General features: G+C 56.1%; 12 protein-coding genes and 1 tRNA gene. 3 read left to right on the top strand and 10 right to left on the bottom strand.

Annotation, left to right across the window (positions count from 1 at the left end):
• Nucleotides 1-214: 214 nt before the first annotated feature.
• On the bottom strand, nucleotides 215-712 hold the full coding sequence (locus tag IDM49_RS09970) for a GNAT family N-acetyltransferase (RefSeq protein ID WP_190724390.1): 498 nt from the start codon (nucleotides 710-712) through the stop codon (nucleotides 215-217).
• A 131-nt stretch (nucleotides 713-843) separates the two neighbouring features.
• Here IDM49_RS09970 and IDM49_RS09965 point away from each other — a divergent pair, with 131 nt between their 5' ends.
• Nucleotides 844-1,653 carry a ChaB family protein gene (locus IDM49_RS09965; RefSeq protein ID WP_190724389.1) on the top strand — a complete coding sequence of 270 codons (810 nt, stop codon included), beginning with the start codon at nucleotides 844-846 and terminating at the stop codon, nucleotides 1,651-1,653.
• Between the two features lie 310 nt (nucleotides 1,654-1,963).
• The gene (locus IDM49_RS09960; protein WP_190724388.1) at nucleotides 1,964-3,148 is read left to right on the top strand and encodes an excalibur calcium-binding domain-containing protein; all 1,185 of its coding nucleotides are present in this window, start codon (nucleotides 1,964-1,966) and stop codon (nucleotides 3,146-3,148) included.
• A gap of 83 nt (nucleotides 3,149-3,231) precedes the next feature.
• Here IDM49_RS09960 and IDM49_RS09955 read toward each other — a convergent pair whose 3' ends face one another.
• The 6 genes from IDM49_RS09955 to IDM49_RS09930 all read right to left on the bottom strand — a co-directional run bounded on the left by IDM49_RS09955 (nucleotide 3,232) and on the right by IDM49_RS09930 (nucleotide 15,042).
• Nucleotides 3,232-3,711, bottom strand: a complete 480-nt coding sequence (locus IDM49_RS09955; protein WP_168614187.1) for a TspO/MBR family protein — start codon at nucleotides 3,709-3,711, stop codon at nucleotides 3,232-3,234.
• Between the two features lie 65 nt (nucleotides 3,712-3,776).
• On the bottom strand, nucleotides 3,777-5,270 hold the full coding sequence (locus tag IDM49_RS09950) for a SulP family inorganic anion transporter (protein WP_190724387.1): 1,494 nt from the start codon (nucleotides 5,268-5,270) through the stop codon (nucleotides 3,777-3,779).
• A 188-nt stretch (nucleotides 5,271-5,458) separates the two neighbouring features.
• On the bottom strand, nucleotides 5,459-6,673 hold the full coding sequence (locus IDM49_RS09945) for a glycoside hydrolase family 76 protein (protein ID WP_190724386.1): 1,215 nt from the start codon (nucleotides 6,671-6,673) through the stop codon (nucleotides 5,459-5,461).
• Nucleotides 6,674-6,703: 30 nt separating this feature from the next.
• A complete protein-coding gene (locus IDM49_RS09940; RefSeq protein WP_190724385.1) occupies nucleotides 6,704-7,774 on the bottom strand; it encodes a pseudouridine synthase in 1,071 nt (356 codons plus the stop codon).
• Between the two features lie 234 nt (nucleotides 7,775-8,008).
• Complete coding sequence (locus IDM49_RS09935) at nucleotides 8,009-8,893, bottom strand: DNA-formamidopyrimidine glycosylase family protein (RefSeq protein WP_190724384.1); 885 nt, start codon at nucleotides 8,891-8,893, stop codon at nucleotides 8,009-8,011.
• Nucleotides 8,894-9,450: 557 nt separating this feature from the next.
• Nucleotides 9,451-15,042 (bottom strand): Lhr family helicase, encoded by a 5,592-nt coding sequence (locus IDM49_RS09930; protein WP_228008083.1) that lies wholly within the window; start codon nucleotides 15,040-15,042, stop codon nucleotides 9,451-9,453.
• A gap of 147 nt (nucleotides 15,043-15,189) precedes the next feature.
• On the opposite strand from IDM49_RS09930, the gene IDM49_RS09925 reads away from it, so the two are divergent.
• Complete coding sequence (locus tag IDM49_RS09925; RefSeq protein ID WP_190724383.1) at nucleotides 15,190-15,777, top strand: malonic semialdehyde reductase; 588 nt, start codon at nucleotides 15,190-15,192, stop codon at nucleotides 15,775-15,777.
• Between the two features lie 84 nt (nucleotides 15,778-15,861).
• Here IDM49_RS09925 and IDM49_RS09920 read toward each other — a convergent pair whose 3' ends face one another.
• The 3 genes from IDM49_RS09920 to IDM49_RS09910 form a co-directional block, all read right to left on the bottom strand.
• On the bottom strand, nucleotides 15,862-16,656 hold the full coding sequence (locus IDM49_RS09920) for a DUF4232 domain-containing protein (RefSeq protein ID WP_190724382.1): 795 nt from the start codon (nucleotides 16,654-16,656) through the stop codon (nucleotides 15,862-15,864).
• 3 nt (nucleotides 16,657-16,659) lie between these two features.
• Nucleotides 16,660-16,983, bottom strand: coding sequence for a 2Fe-2S iron-sulfur cluster-binding protein (locus IDM49_RS09915; protein WP_168614194.1), 324 nt, complete (start codon nucleotides 16,981-16,983; stop codon nucleotides 16,660-16,662).
• Between the two features lie 195 nt (nucleotides 16,984-17,178).
• Nucleotides 17,179-17,251, bottom strand: a tRNA-Arg gene (locus IDM49_RS09910).
• Nucleotides 17,252-17,546: the final 295 nt, after the last annotated feature.

Genomic DNA, 17,546 nt, shown 5'->3' with positions numbered 1-17,546 from the left:
ATAGCTGTGCTTTGGTGGTGATATTGGTCAGTAGGGAAAGAATGGCAATAGTAAGAACAGTAGCGGCGGTGGTCCCCGTGGGGTGCGCGCGCAATCGCTGAAGCGTGGTCATAGCGATTAGTTTATATCGCGCACTTTCAGATAAGCGGGGCGGATAAACACAAAAACCCTGCCATAACCAGCAGGGCCTTTGCATGCTGAGTAGAAGTAGGCTTTAGAACTTCTTAATCAGAGTCAAGTATTCGTTGTTTTCACCGTCTTCGGCGGGAACGAAACCGAGATGTTCGTAAACTTCTTTGGCGTGTTCGTTATCGGGTGCAACCGCCAGAGAAACAACCGGCGCGCCGTTTTCGCGGGCCAGCTCAACTATTTCTTTCAACAGCTGCGATGTAAGGCCCTTGCCTCGGTAAGGCTGTTCGATAGCAATTGCAATTTCTGGGGTGCGCTCGTCGATAAAACCAACGCCGTGGTTCTCGACATCGCCCCAAATCAGCCAAGTCCCATCTGCGGGGATGGTGTCGTCCCATGCCACTAGACCGTCGTCCTTGGGATCCCAGCCATCAACGTAAACTTTGGTTTCTTTTTTAAAGCCCTCTGAGGGGGTTTTGCTCTCATCGCCAAAAACGTCTGTAAGGAAGTTGAGACGAGCGATGCAGGTGCGATCTGCTTCGGTGGTCCTGCGAATATCAAACGTTGTTGAACAATCAGTCATATACATAGTTTACCTAACTAACATGAATTTGGGGTTAAATGACGGGCTATGACTTGAAGCAAGTGCACTGTTTACCTGCGGGAGATAGAGTGAACAGCAACCACTACACCTTTTGAAAAGAGGACGCACCCATGGGTAAGAACAAGACAAAGGCGCCGGAGCTCACCAAGGAACTCAAGCGCTCAGACAAAAAAGCGCAAAAGCGCTTTGTAAAAGCATTCGAGAAGTCTTTGGAAAAGCACGGCAGCAAAAAGCGCGCTTACAAGAAAGCGGAAGAAAAACTCGAGAAGAAGTTCGAACTCAAAAAGGGCGAATGGAAGCCCAGGGACTCTTCAGATGCTAAGAGCGATAAGAAAAAGTCTGAGAAAAAATCTAAGGCTCAGAAGGATGCAGGCAAGAAGTCTGTAGCTAAAAAGTCAGAGGCCCAGAAGGACGCGAAAAAAACAGCATCCAAGAAGGTGGAGTCCTCGAAAGCTGAGTCTAAGAAATCTGACGTCAAAACCTCGGCAAAGAAAAAGTCGGACAAGAAAAAGTCTGAGAAGCCGGTAAAGGCAAAGAAAACTTCTGACCAGAAGCAGGCTCAGAAGAAGGGTTCGACGAAAAAGTCAGCCCCTCGGGTTGAGCAGTCCGTTGAGCCTGTCATTGAGGTTTCTGAGGATAGCGCAGAAATCATTGAACATCTCAAAGATGAGCCGGTTGAACAGACCGTGATTGAGGTGCAAGAAGTTGATCAGCCTGAGGATGCAGCTGAGACCGCCGAGGCTGTTGAGGCTGAGCCTGTGATGGAGCAACCTCGTGAGGTAGCTACCGAACTCACGCGTCCATTGCGTAGCGTCACCCGCGCGCAGTTGTACAAAGAGGCGCAGGAGCTGAAGATTCCCGGTCGTTCAACGATGAACAAGGAAGAGCTACTGGTGGCAGTAGAAGCCGCTAAGGCATAATCCGGGTTGAAAAGTGGCGAGGCAGAAATGTCTCGCCACTTTTTGATTTAACTCGCACTCTCACAGAACCTTGGCCGCGAAGAAATCTACTTATAAGTAATATGACGTGATAATGACGTGGCGTGAGCGCATCAAAAATTTATCAGCGCCTTTCTGACATGGGTAAACATAATTTTTCTCGGAAACAAGAAAAATAAAACATATTAACTTTAGATTCCTAGTATTTTAATTGATTTCTCTCAGTAGTATTAGTTCTGCATACATACCCCCGTAAGTGACCACTTACATTCACTCTTTTTAGGAGTCCCCAATGGCTTCACGCCGCATACTTAAAGTAGCTACTGTCTCATCGGCGACTATCGCACTGGCAACCGGCTCGCTTCTCACCCCGGCATTCGCAGCGCCCCAAGACACCGCGTCCGATCCCAAAGTTGTGGCTATCAAACAGGCCAACTACGACCTCACTGACGGTTACCTAGTCACCACCGCAACTTCTAATATCGCGCAGGACGGCACTCCCAGTGGCTTTTTCACCATTGGCGCCGGAAAAATTGATGACGCGATCATCGGCGTTGAAAACGCCACGATGACTGCTGGCGATAACCAGACCGTTCAGATTCTTGCGCCCTCAGCCGCAGACGAAATCACGCAGCAGGGCGGCCTGACCATTGCGGGTTACTGGACCTCCTCCGATGCAGACATCCTTACCGTCGATGAGGTCGGCAACATTACGGCGGTTGGTGAAGGCACCGCGTCTCTCAGCTTTACGCCCCTGTACGTTCAGGATGGCAAAATCATTGAGGCTGTTCCCGTGCTGGGCACTGAAATCACGGTAGAAGCTGCCGCGCAGGAACCCGCCCCCGAGGTAACACCTACACCCGAGCAAACTCCCGCTCCTGAGGTGACTCCGACTCCGGAAGAAACTCCCGCACCCGAGGTGACCCCGGCACCGGTAGAAACTCCCGCACCCGTAACCCCCGTAGAATCTGAGGCTCCTGCACCTGTTGCGCCGGTAGAGGAAGCTGCTCCGGTAGTCGCTCCTGTAGCACCAGTACAGCAGCCCGTCGCGCAGGCTGCAGCGGATCCCGCATCCACCGAATTCATTTACGAAAACTGTGCAGCGGTATGGGATGCAACCGGCGGCCCCATCACCTCCTCTGACTACGGCTACGGTGTATCGCTGGATAGCGACCGCGACGGCATTGCCTGCGAAACCCGCCCCGACTACGTCAACGAGGCAGGTATTTCTGATGCCGACTACAGCTCAGAAAATGCTGCTATGGTGAACTCTTCAGATACTTCCGGCTACGTACGTTCGTCGGAGAGCTCCTACTCCGATGCAGGCTTGCGTGGCTCACAGGATAGCTACTACGCAAGCTCTTACGATTCACTGGCGCACACCGGCGCTAATGCTTACGGCATTTTTGTTGCCGGTTTGGCGTTGCTTGGATTGGGTACCGCTGCGGTTCTCTTCTCGCGTCGACGCGGTGCATAAGCGAGTGATTTTTAGCGGAGTTTAACGCACAACGGGGCTGGCAGGGAGGTAATCCCCGCCAGCCCCTTTCTTGTGTTATGGCGCTACTTATTCAGCTGCCAGAATTTAGTGGAGAGTGCGGTGGCGAATCCCGTCCAACCAGCGTACGGTGCAAGAGCCGCTGCGGCGGGCGTACTAACGGTTGCGGTGCGTCGTACGAGGTCTGCGGAACTTACGGCCAGAACTCCCGCATGGAGAGCCGCCAGACCCATGTTGTGCGAGCGGAAGAAGGTGTAGCTCCACGAAGCGTTGAGCACCAGGTTGGTAGCAAGAGCGATGGAGTAGGCACGCGCATCCTTCTTTCTACCGCGCTGTTTGAGCTGCGAGAGCACAAGCCCGCTGGTTGCTGCAATATCCGTATAGAGTGCAGTCCACGCAATAGGGAACACCTGGTTGGGCGGGTTCCAGTCGGGTTTCTTGAGGCTCTTGTAGTAGAGGCTGTTAGGGTCGGAGGCGATGGAGCCAGCAACAGCGCAGGCTACAGTGCCTGCGGTGGTGGCGATGTAAGGAGTAAAACTAGGCATACTGTTAGTCTACGCCTGAACAGAACCCGCAGAAAATGACCCGGCATTTTTATGTCCTAACGGTTCTACAGGGTGCCGGTGAGACGGTCGTGGAGTTGGTGCGAATCGGAGTTGAGCCCTACCACGTGAACGGTTTTGCCTAGCTTGGCGTACTTCGTGGTGATGCCATCGAGTGCAGATACCGTGGATGCGTCCCACACATGCGAGTTCCGCATATCAATCGCAACGTGCGCGGGGTCGTTGGTGTAGTCAAAGAGCGTGTAGAGGTCATTTGAGGACGCGAAGAACAGCTCACCGTCCACACGGTAGGTGACGGAATTGCCGTCGGCTGAGAGCTGACGGTCCACCGTGACAAAACGCGCGACGCGTCGGGCGAAGAGTGCCATAGCGGTGAGAATACCGGCACCCACACCCAGAGCTAGGTTATGCGTGAAGACGGTCAACGCTACCGTTACCAGCATGACGACGGTTTCTGACCGCGGCATGGTACGCAGCGTTTTCGGAGTAATAGAGTGCCAGTCAAAGGTAGTCAGGGATACAAAAATCATGATGGCAACGAGCGCTGCCATGGGAATGATCGCCACAATATCGCCGAGCACCAGTGACAAGACCAGAATAAAGAAGCCCGAGAAGAAAGTAGAGATTCGGGTGCGTCCGCGAGCGCCGTTGACGTTGATCATGGTCTGCCCAATCATGGCGCAACCGCCCATACCGCCGAAAATACCGGTGGCGAGGTTGGCTATACCCAGACCCCAGGATTCGCGGGTTTTGTTGGAGTGAGTATCGGTGATGTCGTCAACGAGTTTCGCGGTCATGAGCGATTCAACGAGGCCGACGAAGGTGATTCCCAGCGCGTAGGGCGCAATAATTTGCAGGGTTTCACCGGTGAGGGGAACATCCGGGAAGAAGAGCTGCGGCAGTGAGGACGGCAGTTCACCGTAGTCGCCGACGGTCGGTACCTGTGCTCCTGCAAGTCCGGCAAAGAGAGTGAGCACGATGATGACGATCAGCGGGGCAGGGATGGCTGAAGACAGTTTGGGCAGACCAAACACGAGTACAACGCCCACTGCGACCATGGGATAGACCAGCCAGGGCACGCCTATTAGTTGAGGTAGCTGCGACGAAAAAATCAGAATCGCCAGTGCGTTGACGAACCCGACCATGACCTGTCGCGGGATGAACCGCATCAGTTTGGCGACGCCGAGTGCCGCAAAGAGAATTTGCAGGACGCCGGCGAGTAAGACGGTGGCGACGAGGTAGTTCATGCCGTGGCTGGCAACCAGTGGTGCAATCACAAGGGCTGTAGAACCGGCTGCACCCGAGATCATGGCTGGGCGTCCACCGGCGATGGCAATGGTTATCGCCAAAATTACCGAGGTGAAGAGACCTACTTTGGGGTCAACGCCCGCAACAACGGCGAAGGCGAGTGCCTCGGGAATGAGCGCGAGTGAGGTAACAAGCCCTGCCAGAACTTCGATGAAGAGTAGCTGAGGCGAACGCAGGGTGCGCGCTACTGACTGCCGCTCAAGCGGGGTCAGTGTGTCTGGTGTGGAGGTCATGAGGTCTTTCGGAGGTGGGCTCAATGAGTTATAGGCAGGTAACGAGGCTCAACATACGCGTATCTCGCCAGCAGTCCCTCTCGCTTCACTCGCGCTGGGCGCTCGGAAGCGATTCACGCCAGCCCCGATGCCAGCAGGCGATATACGCGCATGCTGATCATGGTGGCAAGCGATACAGCTACCGGAATTTACGCAATGCGCGCAGCGGCTTCGAGAATCATCCATGCCTGTAGCTGGCTGGAAAGTTCCACGGCGCGTCCCGGCACGAGGCTTTCGGAGGTGTGGGCGGTGACGTCCGGGGAGAAGAGCGCAATGGATTCGCCGCGGATTTCGTTGACGTCGATGCCGAACTCGTTGAGCGGTAGGTCGGGGTCGAACTCGCGTCGTCCCTCCCACAGAATACGGGCGGTATTGAGGACGAGTTCGCGGGCAGTTGCACGGGACGCGGCGTTCAATTCTGGGTTGGTGGATGCATCTGCCAGGTTGCGCGCGAGGATGCCGGTGAATAGTCCGCCGTCGCCGCTGCCTTTGGTAGTGAGCACGCGAATGGTGGTGCCGTCATCGTTGAAGTCGCAGGTAAAGTGGTGGGCGACACCGCCGATGATATCGGCCGCGTGTTCGGTGCGGTAACGCCACAGGGGTAAATCATCGGTGGGTTCTAGCTCAAGCAGAGCAGAGAGCACAGGGCCAGAGTTGTAGGAGTACAGTGCGCGTTCTACCGCGGTGTCGAAAGCGCCTGACTCGTTGGTTCCGGTGATGCGAATACCGTCCAGATACGCTGAATTGTCGTCATCCCACAGGTTTTCACCCAGCCAGTTCAGCAGGGGAGCGGCTTCATCGCCTCGGTGCGCGCGGACCAGTGCCAGCGCGGTGGGAGCGGTGGCGGGAGTGTTCTTGAAGTCGCGTTTTTTCGACCAGAACACGCCGCCGCCCAAAGAATCATCAATGGCGTCGGTGAGCTGGTTGTAGAGGGTGACGCCGGCATCTTGAGTGCTGATGCTACCAACGCCGTGAAGGGCGCGATGCAGAGCATTGAGCCTGCCCAACGCTAGGGTCAACCAGGCCATGTCATCGTAGAAATCGTTGATGACGGTGCCGAAGTTACGGGTAACGATGCCGCGCTGAATTTCTTGCGCTTTACCCAGCCAGGCTTGCGCTGATTCGGTGTTGCCCTCGCGTAGCCGGCGGAATCCGGCGTCCACCGCGCAATCCAAGAAATGTGCCTGCCACCAGTAATGCCAGTGCGCAAAACGTTGTACGCGGGTTCGGTTGTCGGGTACCTGCACGGCTCCAATCAGTGTGCCGGGAATGCCGAAGGCACGACGTCCAAAATGCCGTACCACAGAGCGCGCTGCCACAGCGGCCGCGTGCGAATAATCGTGAGAAATGTTGAGGGTGCTCATTGAAAAATCCTTACGTGTGCTGTGAAAATTCTACGGCGCGAGTGCTAGCTTGCGGTGGCTTGTGATGGTGATATCTTCACCTGTTATCGGATGCGTGAAAGTAACGGTGCGTGCCAGTAGCTGTAGCGGTAGAGCGGGTTCATCGTCTGCAATGGGTAATGCGTATGGATAGAGAACGTCCCCGGCAATGGGCGCGCCGAGTGCCCACAGATGTGCGCGTAGCTGGTGGGTTTTACCGGTGATCGGGTCAAGCTTATAGTGCGTCATGCGCCCGCTTGGCAGAGGCAGCGCGGGGTTCTGCGTAGAGCGTTCAGGAAGGATCCCAGCAGGAAGATCAAAAATTTTCAGGCAGGTCACTATCGACCGCGCGTTGGTCTCTAACCCCTGGGCGGATGCCTCTTCTTGGCTGAGCTGGCGCACCTGCAACTGGCCGTGCGTTTTATCGATGCGAGTGTTTACCTGCACGCTGGCCCCCGGCTCAAGTTCAGGTACCGCGGCAGCCACCGCCTCGTAGGACTTTTCAACCCTACGGTTTTGGAACATCAGCTGAAAAGGTGCGCGGGCATCCTTCGTCTTAGCAAAAAGTACAACGCCAGCTGTGGGGCGATCCAGTCGGTGAATCGGAATCAGATCGGGGTTGTTCTCTCTCACCCGCAACTGCGCTAAAGCGGTGTGCGCTACAAAAGACCCATTGGGTGTGGTCGGCAAAAAATGCGGTTTATCAATCGCCAGCACCCACTCATCCTCATAAAGAACCGGCATATCAAACGGTACTTTTCGCTCGTTACCCAGCTCGCGGTAGTACCAAATCTTTTGCCCCGCCAACGGAGCTGTGGGGGCAACGTCCGCTCCCGTAGCGTCCTTCACCTCGTGCGCCTCAAAACGCGCGGCAATAATCGCTGGATCGTGCGGATAAAAACGATTGACCAAATACTCAAAGACGGTTCTCGCCCCGAAGGTTTCGGTAGGACGCGGCGGCTGAGCAGCTGCCGCGCTCGCAGCATCCTCACCGGCTAGCGGCAACAAAAGCGCAACGGGGTCAATGCCGTTTCGTTGCGGTAGCGGCTGAACAAACTCGTGGCGGGATACTCTTCTAGGCACGGATTTATTCTACGTTGGCGTCTTGTGAACAGCCGTGAGCTGGCGCGGCGAGATAGCTCTCAGGGCTTTTTCACATTATCGAAGCGCCGAGAAATAGAACCTACTGGTCCGCTGTGCTTTGTATCGCCAGCTGGCATCGGGTCTGGCGTGAATCGCGTCGTGAGCGCCAGCGAACCACGCGAGAGGGACTGCTGGCGAGACAAAGCGCACGGAACTATCGGTGTTTATTGTTGTCTAGATGTATAGCACCTGGCAGGTAGGGCATCGGAAGCTGATGCGTGAAACCGTTTCTTCGGTTTGTGCGTAGCGGTCTGTCCCAAAACGCTTAGCGCCAGTTCCTAGGTCTGAGAGCTCGTCTTTGATGATGAACGAGCCGCACCGGTAGCAGGGACGGCCGCGCCTGCCGTAACACCACAGCGGTTCGCGTTCGGTGCGGGTTACGCGTCGCGGGCGCATCCTGTTAGCCGTAAGTAGTAGGTGCGCTATTTCGATGACGCGGGCAAGATCGGGCACAGCACCTACCTGCGAGCGCGGGTCAACTCCCGCGAGAAAGAGTGTTTCTGCGCGAAAGATGGTGCCGATTCCCATGAGGTTCTTTTGGTCTAGAAGCGCCGGGCCAATGAGCCGTTCTGGTTGTGCAAGAAGGTTGTTGAGGGCCAGTTGGGGGTTCCAGTCTGCTCCGAGAAGATCTGGACCGAGGTAGCCTAGTCGTTCGTTTTCCTCGGTGGTGGGAAAGATTTCGAGTAGTCCGAGCGTGAATCCGACGGCTGAGACAGGGGTGCTACCGGGTACGAGCTGCCCGTTTGCGTCCTGCCTGGCGTTGGCGTTGATGATGGCTCGCGCTGCCGAGGCTGGGCGTTTCCAGCGTTGGGGGTTGCCGTTGTCATCTACGCCGTAGATGTGCCAGATGCCGTCCATTTTCAGGTGGGAGTGCACGGTGAAATCGTCGATGCGAAGTAGAAGGTGTTTGCCTCGGGCTAGTGCGCCGTGAATGTGTTTGCCTGAGAAGTCGACTTCGGCGACGTCGGGGTAGCGGAAGCTGGTGCTGTGGGCGGTGCGTCCGGCGAGTGCTTTGTGCAGGCTGCGAGCTTGGCGCCAGACGGTATCTCCTTCGGGCATGGGATGTTTTCTCCGTAAAATAGATGTGGGCTGTGTGGTGGAACTAATGTGACAAGTTCCATAATAAATTAAATAAGTGTGCTGACTAGGTAAAATTGTGTAAAAATTTAAAATAAAGGGTGTTTTGGCGTATTGAGGTGTGGACGCTGTGGGGGACAGTCTGTTACATTAGAAGCCCTTGTTGTTTTATGAATCTTTCCCCGATTCAATACCAGGTAGCAACCTTTTAGGTTGCGACTATTTGCTGCTGGCAATCCGCAGTTTAGGCTGAAATTCCAGTGGTTGTAACGGGTATGTGGGTGACTGAGAGTATGAAAGTTCTCTGCGATAGTCGCTGGCGATGCTCGTTGCATTGGTATGGTGCTAGTTCCCCTAGCAGATGCCAATAAATAGATAATTGTATATCCCCAAAATCGACGCGGCTCTTTTCTTCCCTTTATTTTCAGAGCCGCGTCGATTCTTTTAAAAAGCGGACTTTTTATCGCTACTTTACTTATCGGTAGGTATGAATTATTTAACTCAAGTTAAATTTTCCACTGGGTTCGTCAATAGAGGTCTTAGTACTCTTTGCGCATACGTAGCCCTTTGGGAGTGGGGTAAAAGCCAGATTCCAACAGCCCATTGCGTAGCGCTGTCACGGGATGCTCACTAGGTGCTTCATCTTCTTGATGCCGTGCAGGCAGCGGAGCGAGCACATCAAGAATTGAATGTCCATTGACTTTTTCAATCATGATTTTTTCGGCAGCCCCTCGCCGCACCAGCTCACCAATCAGGGGAGCTGCGGCGCGTACCGCATCCGTATCTTCGGTGAAAATGAGCATGGTCTTCCCGCCACGCTCCACATAAAGTGTGAGCTGGCCGTCGACAAGAACTACGGCAGCGCCCGCCTTGCGTCCGGGCTTATGCCGCGCATTGGTAATCGTCTCTTCCAGACTTTCAGCTTCACCGGGTTCGGACGCGCGCTCCTCCAACGAGGGAGCGGCAGGCCAACTCAGGGTTGAGCCGTAGGGGTTCGCCGGGTCGGTTGCTGCTAAGAAAGTGACGGTTTTCGTGTGCTGATTCTCACCGGAATCACGATCGTACTCGCGCAGACGGTCAACGGTGTTGGCGGTGGAAAACTGCGCGGCCCCCAGCCCCTCGATAAAGTAGCCGCGTCGAGCCAGCCCTTTTTCTTCGGCGGCAGATAGTACCTTATAAACGGCGCTAAAACCTCCGGGGATATCTTCAATAGCTACAGCACCGCGCGTGAGGATTCCGTAGCGGTCCATGAGCAACTCGCTACGTGCGTGCGCGGCGATGGTCGCATCCAGCTCTTCGGCTTCAACGCGCGACCAGCGTCCGGCATCAATGGGAGCAGCCGTTGGCGCTTCGGTTATCGAACCAAATCGACTGCCGCCACCAAAACGGGAGCCGCTCAGACGCGAGGCACCGCGACGCACCCCCACTGACCGTGCTCGTGGAGCTGGGGTAGCCACCTTGTGCGCGGTTGCGCCACCTGCCAGAAGAGCACGCACCGGAGCGAACGTGTCGTTGGTAATCAGCCCCGCCCACACCAGGTTCCACAGTGCACCCGAGATATCTTTGAGTGTTATAGGTGCATCGCCACCAGCTTGCGCCACGCGCGCTTGTAACGCTGATTGAATCTGATGAATAAACAGACCACCGCCGCCTAGAACCTCAAAGACAGCGCGGTCAAGAGGCGCAAGCGTGTTGAGCGCTGTGGCGCGCTGATCAGCATCGGGTGCAGTAAGCGCGGCAGCTTCGGTCAGATGAAGGCAGACCCAACCATCGGTGCCGGCAAGATCGCCATCGCCCGTCCACACGACATCGCCAGAGCTCATAGCCTGATCTAACAAAGCCGGTGAATAATCCTTGATGCGCGAGCGCAAGATCAGTGGCTCAAGTGCCGACGCGGGCAGGCGGACGCCGGCGAGCTGGTCGATGACGGTGAGCAGACCGTCGTAGCCTTCAAGCATGGCGGACTCGTCGCGTTTGACGCTTGCGCTGATTCCGCCTGTTGGCGCGCCGAAGGTTCCCGGTGCCTGTTTTTTCTCCGTAAGCTGCCACGATTCAACATGTTGCCAGGGCGGTAAGAATTTGCTGAAGATTTCTGGTGCTACGGGTTCAACGTCTTGCCGCAAGATAGCGAGTGAGCGGGAACGGAGCGTTCGAAGAACCTGGGTATCCACCCACTGCGTGCCATTGGGTTCTACAGCCCCGGTGCGGGCGCGGGATAGCTCTTCGTGCAGCTCGTCGGGCAGAAAATCGCCCGATGAGACGCGGCGGTCGGCAGCTAGCGTGCGCAGGGCTGTCTCGACGATGGCAACGCCCAACCCCAGCGCGTGCGCGGCTTGGTGCGCTGTGAAGGGTGCGTGAGTGCGAGCGTAGCGGGCTACGAGATCTAAGAGCGGTTCTTTCACCGGTTCGAGGAAGGCCAGCGGCACGCCCATGGGCAGGGGTACGCCTAAACCGTCGCGCAAACGCGCAGCATCTTCGATGGACGCGTAGTGCGTGCGTCCGTGGAGGTTGAAGCTAAGTGCGCGGGTGTGCGCTACCAGCTCGTCAAGGTAAGACTGAGCGGCAGCAGTATCGATAGCCTGCTCGACACCTTCAGTTTCTTCATCGTCGACAAGCGGTGGATGCTCCTTCCGCAGGCGCGCAGCCATCGCTTCGGCGGTGAGCGGACCTAACAAACGCAATAGGTCGGCTGCGCCTTCAACGCCCTTGTATCGGTAGCCGGCAACGGTATGCTGCAACCGTGCCTCGACACTACGAATTACATTGGTATCGAGTAGCTCGCGGAGCTCGTCGCGTCCTAGAAGTTCTGAGAGCAGGGCTGGGTCAAGGGAAAGTGCGGCAGCGCGTCGCTCGGCAAGAGGCGAGTCGCCTTCGTACAAAAACTGCGCGACATAGCCAAAGAGCAGGGTGCGGGCAAACGGCGAGGGCGTTTCGGTTTCGACCTCGCTGATGCGAATTTTGCGGGCGTCCAAGTCCTTGTGGACGGCAGAGAGCGCGGGGAGATCATAAACGTCTTGTAAGCACTCGCGCACGGTTTCCAAAATAATAGGAAAGCTCGGGTACTTTCGGGCAACATCTAGTAGCTGTGCAGACCGCTGGCGCTGCTGCCACAAGGGAGTTCGCTTGCCCGGATTCTTGCGCGGTAACAAGAGCGCACGCGCGGCAGACTCACGAAAACGCGAGGCAAACAGGGCGGATGCGCCCACCCGCTCGGTCACGATATCTTCGAGTTCATCGGCGTCAAAGAGAAAAAGGTCCGCGCCGGGCGGTTCTGCTTCCATGGCGGGAATACGCAGCACAATGCCATCGTCAGCTGCCATTGCTGAGGCGTTGATGCCAAACTGAGCTTCAGCGCGCTGGCCCACAGCAAGAGCCCACGGGGCGTGTACCGGCATGCCAAACGGCGAGTGCAACACAATGCGCCAGTCGCCAATTTCATCGCGAAAACGCTCAACTGTGAGGTGAATATCGCTGGGAACAGCACCCACTGCTTCTACCTGTTCACGGACGTAAGCTTCAAGGTTGTCAGCCGCCCAGGTATCAAGACCGATATCACTCAGGCGGGTGCGCGCATCCGCCGGGTTTTCTGCCAGCTCAGAGGCGAGTTCGCGGGTGAATTTGCCCAGAGCTTTGCCCAGATCAACGGGGCGGCCGCCTCCTTCACCGTGCCAGAAGGGCAGTTTGCCGGGCACTCCGGGGGCTGGGGTGACGCTGACGCGGTCGTGGCTAATATCTTCGATACGCCATGACGACGCGCCAAGGGCAATGACGTCACCGGCGCGGGATTCGTAGACCATTTCTTCATCGAGCTCACCCACGCGCTTTGGTGCTTTTGAGTCTTCTGAACCGACGATGTAGACGGGAAAAAGTCCGCGGTCGGGAATAGTGCCACCGGAGGTCACTGCAAGACGCTGAGCGCCCGGGCGTCCTTCAATGGTGCCAGCGTCGCGGTCCCAAATGATGCGCGGGCGTAGTTCAGCAAATTCATCGGAAGGGTACTTGCCCGAGAGCAAATCCAGGGTCGCCTCAAATGCTGAGCGCGGGAGCGTGGCGAACGGGGCGGTATTGCGCAGCGCCTCAAACCAGGCTTCAACATCAATGGCCCCTAGCGCGCAGGCTGCCACGGTTTGCTGCGCCAAGATATCAAGCGGGTTGGTGGGAATAGCCAGCGGTTCAATCTGACCGTCCAGCATGCGGCGAACCGTCACGGTTGCGTTCAAAAGATCGCCACGATGCTTGGGGTAGAGATAGCCGCGAGAAACTTCGCCCACCTGGTGGCCGGCGCGTCCTACACGCTGCAAACCTGAGGCAACAGAGAACGGTGCTTCAACCTGCACCACGAGGTCAACGGCTCCCATGTCGATGCCGAGTTCTAGCGAGCTGGTGGCAACAACGCACTTGAGCTGACCAGATTTGAGGGAGTCTTCAATGATTCCGCGCTGATCCTTCGATACTGAGCCGTGGTGAGCGCGAGCAAGAATAAGCGGGGCACCGTCGGTGCTTTGCGACATTCCCATCATCTGAGCGGGAGTTCGCTGCTTCTCCCGTGATTTCTCAAGCTTTTCATCGGTCTCAGGCTTTTCGATGCGCACAGCGTTTTTGCTCAGCGCCTGCGTCAGAATCTCGGTAATATTCTGCGGCTGACCAGAGGACGATTCAAGAGATTCACCGGCGGCCTCAGCGCGAGATCGAACGCGGTCGGCGTAAATTTCGTTGAGTCTGGCGGTTAGCTTTTCAGAAAGACCACGCGAGTTCGTAAAGACAATAGTCGAGCGGTTTTCTTCAATAAGATCAACAATGCGCTCTTCAACGTGTGGCCAGATGGACGCCTGATACCCACCGGTTTCGGTGGGGGTAGCGGGGGCACTGGTAGAGGGCTGCGGGGTGATTTCTTCAATCACCATGTCAGGGGTAGTAAAATCTGGTGCCTTAGATTCCACCGCACCCTCAGCTTCTTCCCCGGGGAAAACGCCAATCGCATCCGCCAGCGCAGAGTCCATGGACGCTTGAGAAGGTGGCATCGGAGACTGCTGCTCATGCGGAGCAAGCGTCTTACCGTCTTCTGACCGCTGTGTTCGCCCTGACGGCGGGATAATTCCCAGGGATTCAGCAAGCGTCAGATCTTGTGCGTTCGCAACTCCGGCGCTGCCAAGGTCTTCAGGCTCGCTTGCCAACGAGTCACCCTCAACCACGCCGTCGTCAAAACTAAAATCGGCAGATGCCTCAAAAGCCATGTCGCGTGCTCGCTCGCGTTCAGCTTCCTTGCGAGCGGCAGGTGGTAAGGCGAGGCTGTCCTGCGGGGGTTTGGTAGCAGAAGAGAATGAGTTATCGCCTTCGCCGTAGGCGTTTGGTCCACCCAGTACCGTCATATCGGGTACGGGAACAGAGACTTTCAAATCCCACTCTTTTTCAGAGGGCGGCTGCACAATATCAACCGGCGCAGTGCCACCGAGAAAACGCGCGACGGTAGACACCGGCTCAACGGTCGCCGAGAGGCCAATGCGCTGAGCGGGTACCTCTAAAATCTGATCCAGGCGTTCTAAAGAGACGGTAAGATGCGCGCCGCGTTTGGTGCCTGCAACCGCGTGAACCTCATCGATAATGACAGTGTGCACGCCGGTGAGCGTCGAACGCGCTTTAGAGGTGAGCATCAGATACAGCGACTCGGGCGTGGTAATCAAAATATTGGGCGGATGTGCAATGAGCGACCGGCGTTCTTTAGCGGGGGTATCACCCGAACGCACACCAACGGTTACCTGCGGGGGAGTGTGGCCGTACTGTTTTGCTGTTTGCGCGATGCCGATCAGTGGCGCTCGCAGGTTGCGTTCCACGTCCACACCCAGTGCTTTAAGGGGCGAGATGTAGAGAACCTTCGTTCCTTCGCTTGCTGTGCCCGCTACGCCATCTAGCTCGACAGACGTTTGGGGATCCTGCGCGTCGTGGTGCAGTTTATCGAGCGCCCACAAAAAAGCTGCGAGTGTTTTACCGGAGCCAGTGGGCGCAACGATTAAGGCGTGCCTACCTGCTGAGATAGTCTTCCACGCACCTTCCTGTGCGGCTGTGGGTGCTGAGAAAGCACCGCGAAACCAGGTGCGGGTGCTGGGGGAAAACTTTTCAAGGGCACTAACCATACGATCTATTATTCCAGCCTTGAAGCTCTATCAACGACGCGGCGTGGCTGTTGACGGGTATCACTTTGGTGAGGGGATGCTAAAAAGGAATTCTAGTTATAAAGTTGATACGGAAAATAAATTTCACAGATGAGAAAGCGAATTTTCATGGCACGTATTAACGAAGAATCCATTCAGGCTCTGTTCCACGAGCCCCGCACCGTTCAGTCTTTTTCCGATCAGGAAGTAACTGACCAGGAACTGCGCGATATCTACGAAATCACCCGTATGGGCGCAACTGCCTTCAACTCGCAGCCCCTACGCATTACCTGGGTTCGCTCCGCTGAAGCACGCGAGCGTCTGGTGCCGTTCATGTCTGAGGGCAATCAGGCGCGAGTCTCCAGTGCTCCCGTTACCGCGATTTTGAGCGTTGATAAAAAGTGGCACAAGCGTTTTGCCGAGTTCGCGCCCCAGGCAGCTGCTCTTGAGAGCATGTTTGATTCTCAGCCCGAGCTCAGCGCATCCATGGGTATGAACAACGCTAATATGCAGGCAGGCTACTTCCTCACCGCTGTGCGCGCACTGGGCTTGGACTCCGGTCCCATGAGCGGCGCTGACTTCGCGGCAATTGAGAAGGAATTCTTTGCTGATAAAGACCAGACCCCCTTCTTGGTCGTGAACATTGGTCACGGCGGCGAAACCTCATACCCCCGCGGCGTCCGCTTTGATTTTGAGGATGCAACCAGCACCCTCTAAATCTGTAGAGCTTTGAGCGAGATAAAAAGTGCCCGGGCAGTTTCACTAGAAACTGCCCGGGCACTTTTGGTATAGAAATCTTCTCTAAACACTAGCTCCTACTTGACCCACGCTGAGCTGCTGGATCGAAGTGTCGCTGCATCCTTCTGAGGGGTAAGGAATAGACAGTGACTCGGTGGTCTGCGGTAGCTGGATGCGGTAACCGCTAGAGGTCACCGGCTTGCAACGGTCGCCAAAGAGATCCGCCCGCGTTTCGCGCAGAATCGCCGTGGTGCTGCGTCCCGGCTCAAGCGTCACTGCGCTGCTTGTCCACTCAGCAGCCAAGGACGCCGGCGCACCGATGGTCTGCCCCGCATTATCAACATAGCTGACGGTGGGGTAGCCAGAAATCGTGCACGGCGTAGAACCGTTATTGGTGAAGGTAAGCGTGAGGTACTGAGAGCCAGCCGCTCCCGCGCCACCCTTTGCTTCTGCCGATACAACGGTCTGCCTCAGGCTACATGCGTCATCAGACGCCTGAGCGGGTGTGGAGGCCTGCTCAGAGGCACGAGCCGATTCAGAGGGCTGAACAGGTTCGACGGTGGTCTCCGTGCCGGTGGGCTGAGATGATTCTTGCGGTTGCTCAGAAGGAACAACGGGGTCCTGTTCAACAACCGTCGGCTGAGCCGCCGTGGGCGAGGGGTCCTCAGAAGCAACACTCGCGCTCGCACTAGTCGCCCCAATAGGGGAGGCCTCGGCGGTTGCACTTGCGCTACTAGAAGGGGGAGTGGGGGATGGGGGCTGTAGCGCCGCGTCCTGCTGGGTCGAACACGCTGAAAGAAGCAGGGTCGCGCAGAGCGCCCCTACACCCAGCACAGAACGTGGTGAAAAGCCTGCCATAAATTACATCCCAGCTTTGAGGGTAACGGTCGCGCCGTCCATCTCTACAGAGTATTCAGTCTGGCATGCCAAACGGGAATTTTCGGTTGCAACATCGTCCAGCATCAGCAGAAGGTCAGCTTCAGCTTCGGTACGCTCGCCGCTGGCTTCGATATGCTCAGGGTCGATGTAGGTGTGGCAGGTAGCGCAGGATGCGTTGCCGCCACAGGTTGCAAGTACGGGAAAGCCGTTTGCCAAGAGGGTGTCGAGAAGGGTCTGATCCTCATTCCATTCAGCGGGGCGGGTTTCGCCGCTTTCGTCGGTAACGTTGATGTTGACGCTGCTCATTAATTTTCTCCTGAACGATTGGGGGCGTCTGCCTGTCACTCCTATTTTAGAAGCTGTGGGTGACTTTCACGCACTACCTGCATCACATAGACCTTAAAAATGTGTTGCTATGTGGTGAAGGCTGTCACACTAGGGGCTTTATTGGTTTGGTTAAACAAAAAATCCCCGCTTCTTTCGAAGCGGGGATTTGGTTTGTGCGCCCGAAGGGATTCGAACCCCCAACCTTCTGATCCGTAGTCAGATGCTCTATCCGTTGAGCTACAGGCGCATTTTGCAGTGGCTTTCAATCGCTTGACTGCCTCAGCAACGAGTAATACTCTACGCAGGTTTTGGGGAGCGTGCAAATCGAAATCGTGTGACTGTCATCTCAAGTAGGGGGTTTTGAGGGTAAAAAACCCGAGATTCCGCGGAAAAATCGCCCAAAAAATATTTTTTAGCGTCCTTTTGGCCATTCAAAATTCCCCGAAATTTCATAAATCGTGGTGAAACCGAGGACTTTATGGTTATCTGGTTACATCACGAAGAGGTGAGCTGTTTTTGTAAGACAACAGTCGCGCTATGTA

It is taken from the genome of Rothia terrae, assembly GCF_014705925.2.
In the GTDB taxonomy this organism is placed as follows: domain Bacteria; phylum Actinomycetota; class Actinomycetes; order Actinomycetales; family Micrococcaceae; genus Rothia; species Rothia terrae.
This window is presented reverse-complemented; position numbering and strand designations above follow the sequence as displayed.

Coding starts and splice junctions, on each gene's coding strand:
- IDM49_RS09970 (WP_190724390.1), bottom strand. CDS start 712: ATGACTGATTGTTCAACAACGTTTGATATTCGCAGGACCACCGAAGCA.
- IDM49_RS09965 (WP_190724389.1), top strand. CDS start 844: ATGGGTAAGAACAAGACAAAGGCGCCGGAGCTCACCAAGGAACTCAAG.
- IDM49_RS09960 (WP_190724388.1), top strand. CDS start 1,964: ATGGCTTCACGCCGCATACTTAAAGTAGCTACTGTCTCATCGGCGACT.
- IDM49_RS09955 (WP_168614187.1), bottom strand. CDS start 3,711: ATGCCTAGTTTTACTCCTTACATCGCCACCACCGCAGGCACTGTAGCC.
- IDM49_RS09950 (WP_190724387.1), bottom strand. CDS start 5,270: ATGACCTCCACACCAGACACACTGACCCCGCTTGAGCGGCAGTCAGTA.
- IDM49_RS09945 (WP_190724386.1), bottom strand. CDS start 6,673: ATGAGCACCCTCAACATTTCTCACGATTATTCGCACGCGGCCGCTGTG.
- IDM49_RS09935 (WP_190724384.1), bottom strand. CDS start 8,893: ATGCCCGAAGGAGATACCGTCTGGCGCCAAGCTCGCAGCCTGCACAAA.
- IDM49_RS09930 (WP_228008083.1), bottom strand. CDS start 15,042: ATGGTTAGTGCCCTTGAAAAGTTTTCCCCCAGCACCCGCACCTGGTTT.
- IDM49_RS09925 (WP_190724383.1), top strand. CDS start 15,190: ATGGCACGTATTAACGAAGAATCCATTCAGGCTCTGTTCCACGAGCCC.
- IDM49_RS09920 (WP_190724382.1), bottom strand. CDS start 16,656: ATGGCAGGCTTTTCACCACGTTCTGTGCTGGGTGTAGGGGCGCTCTGC.
- IDM49_RS09915 (WP_168614194.1), bottom strand. CDS start 16,983: ATGAGCAGCGTCAACATCAACGTTACCGACGAAAGCGGCGAAACCCGC.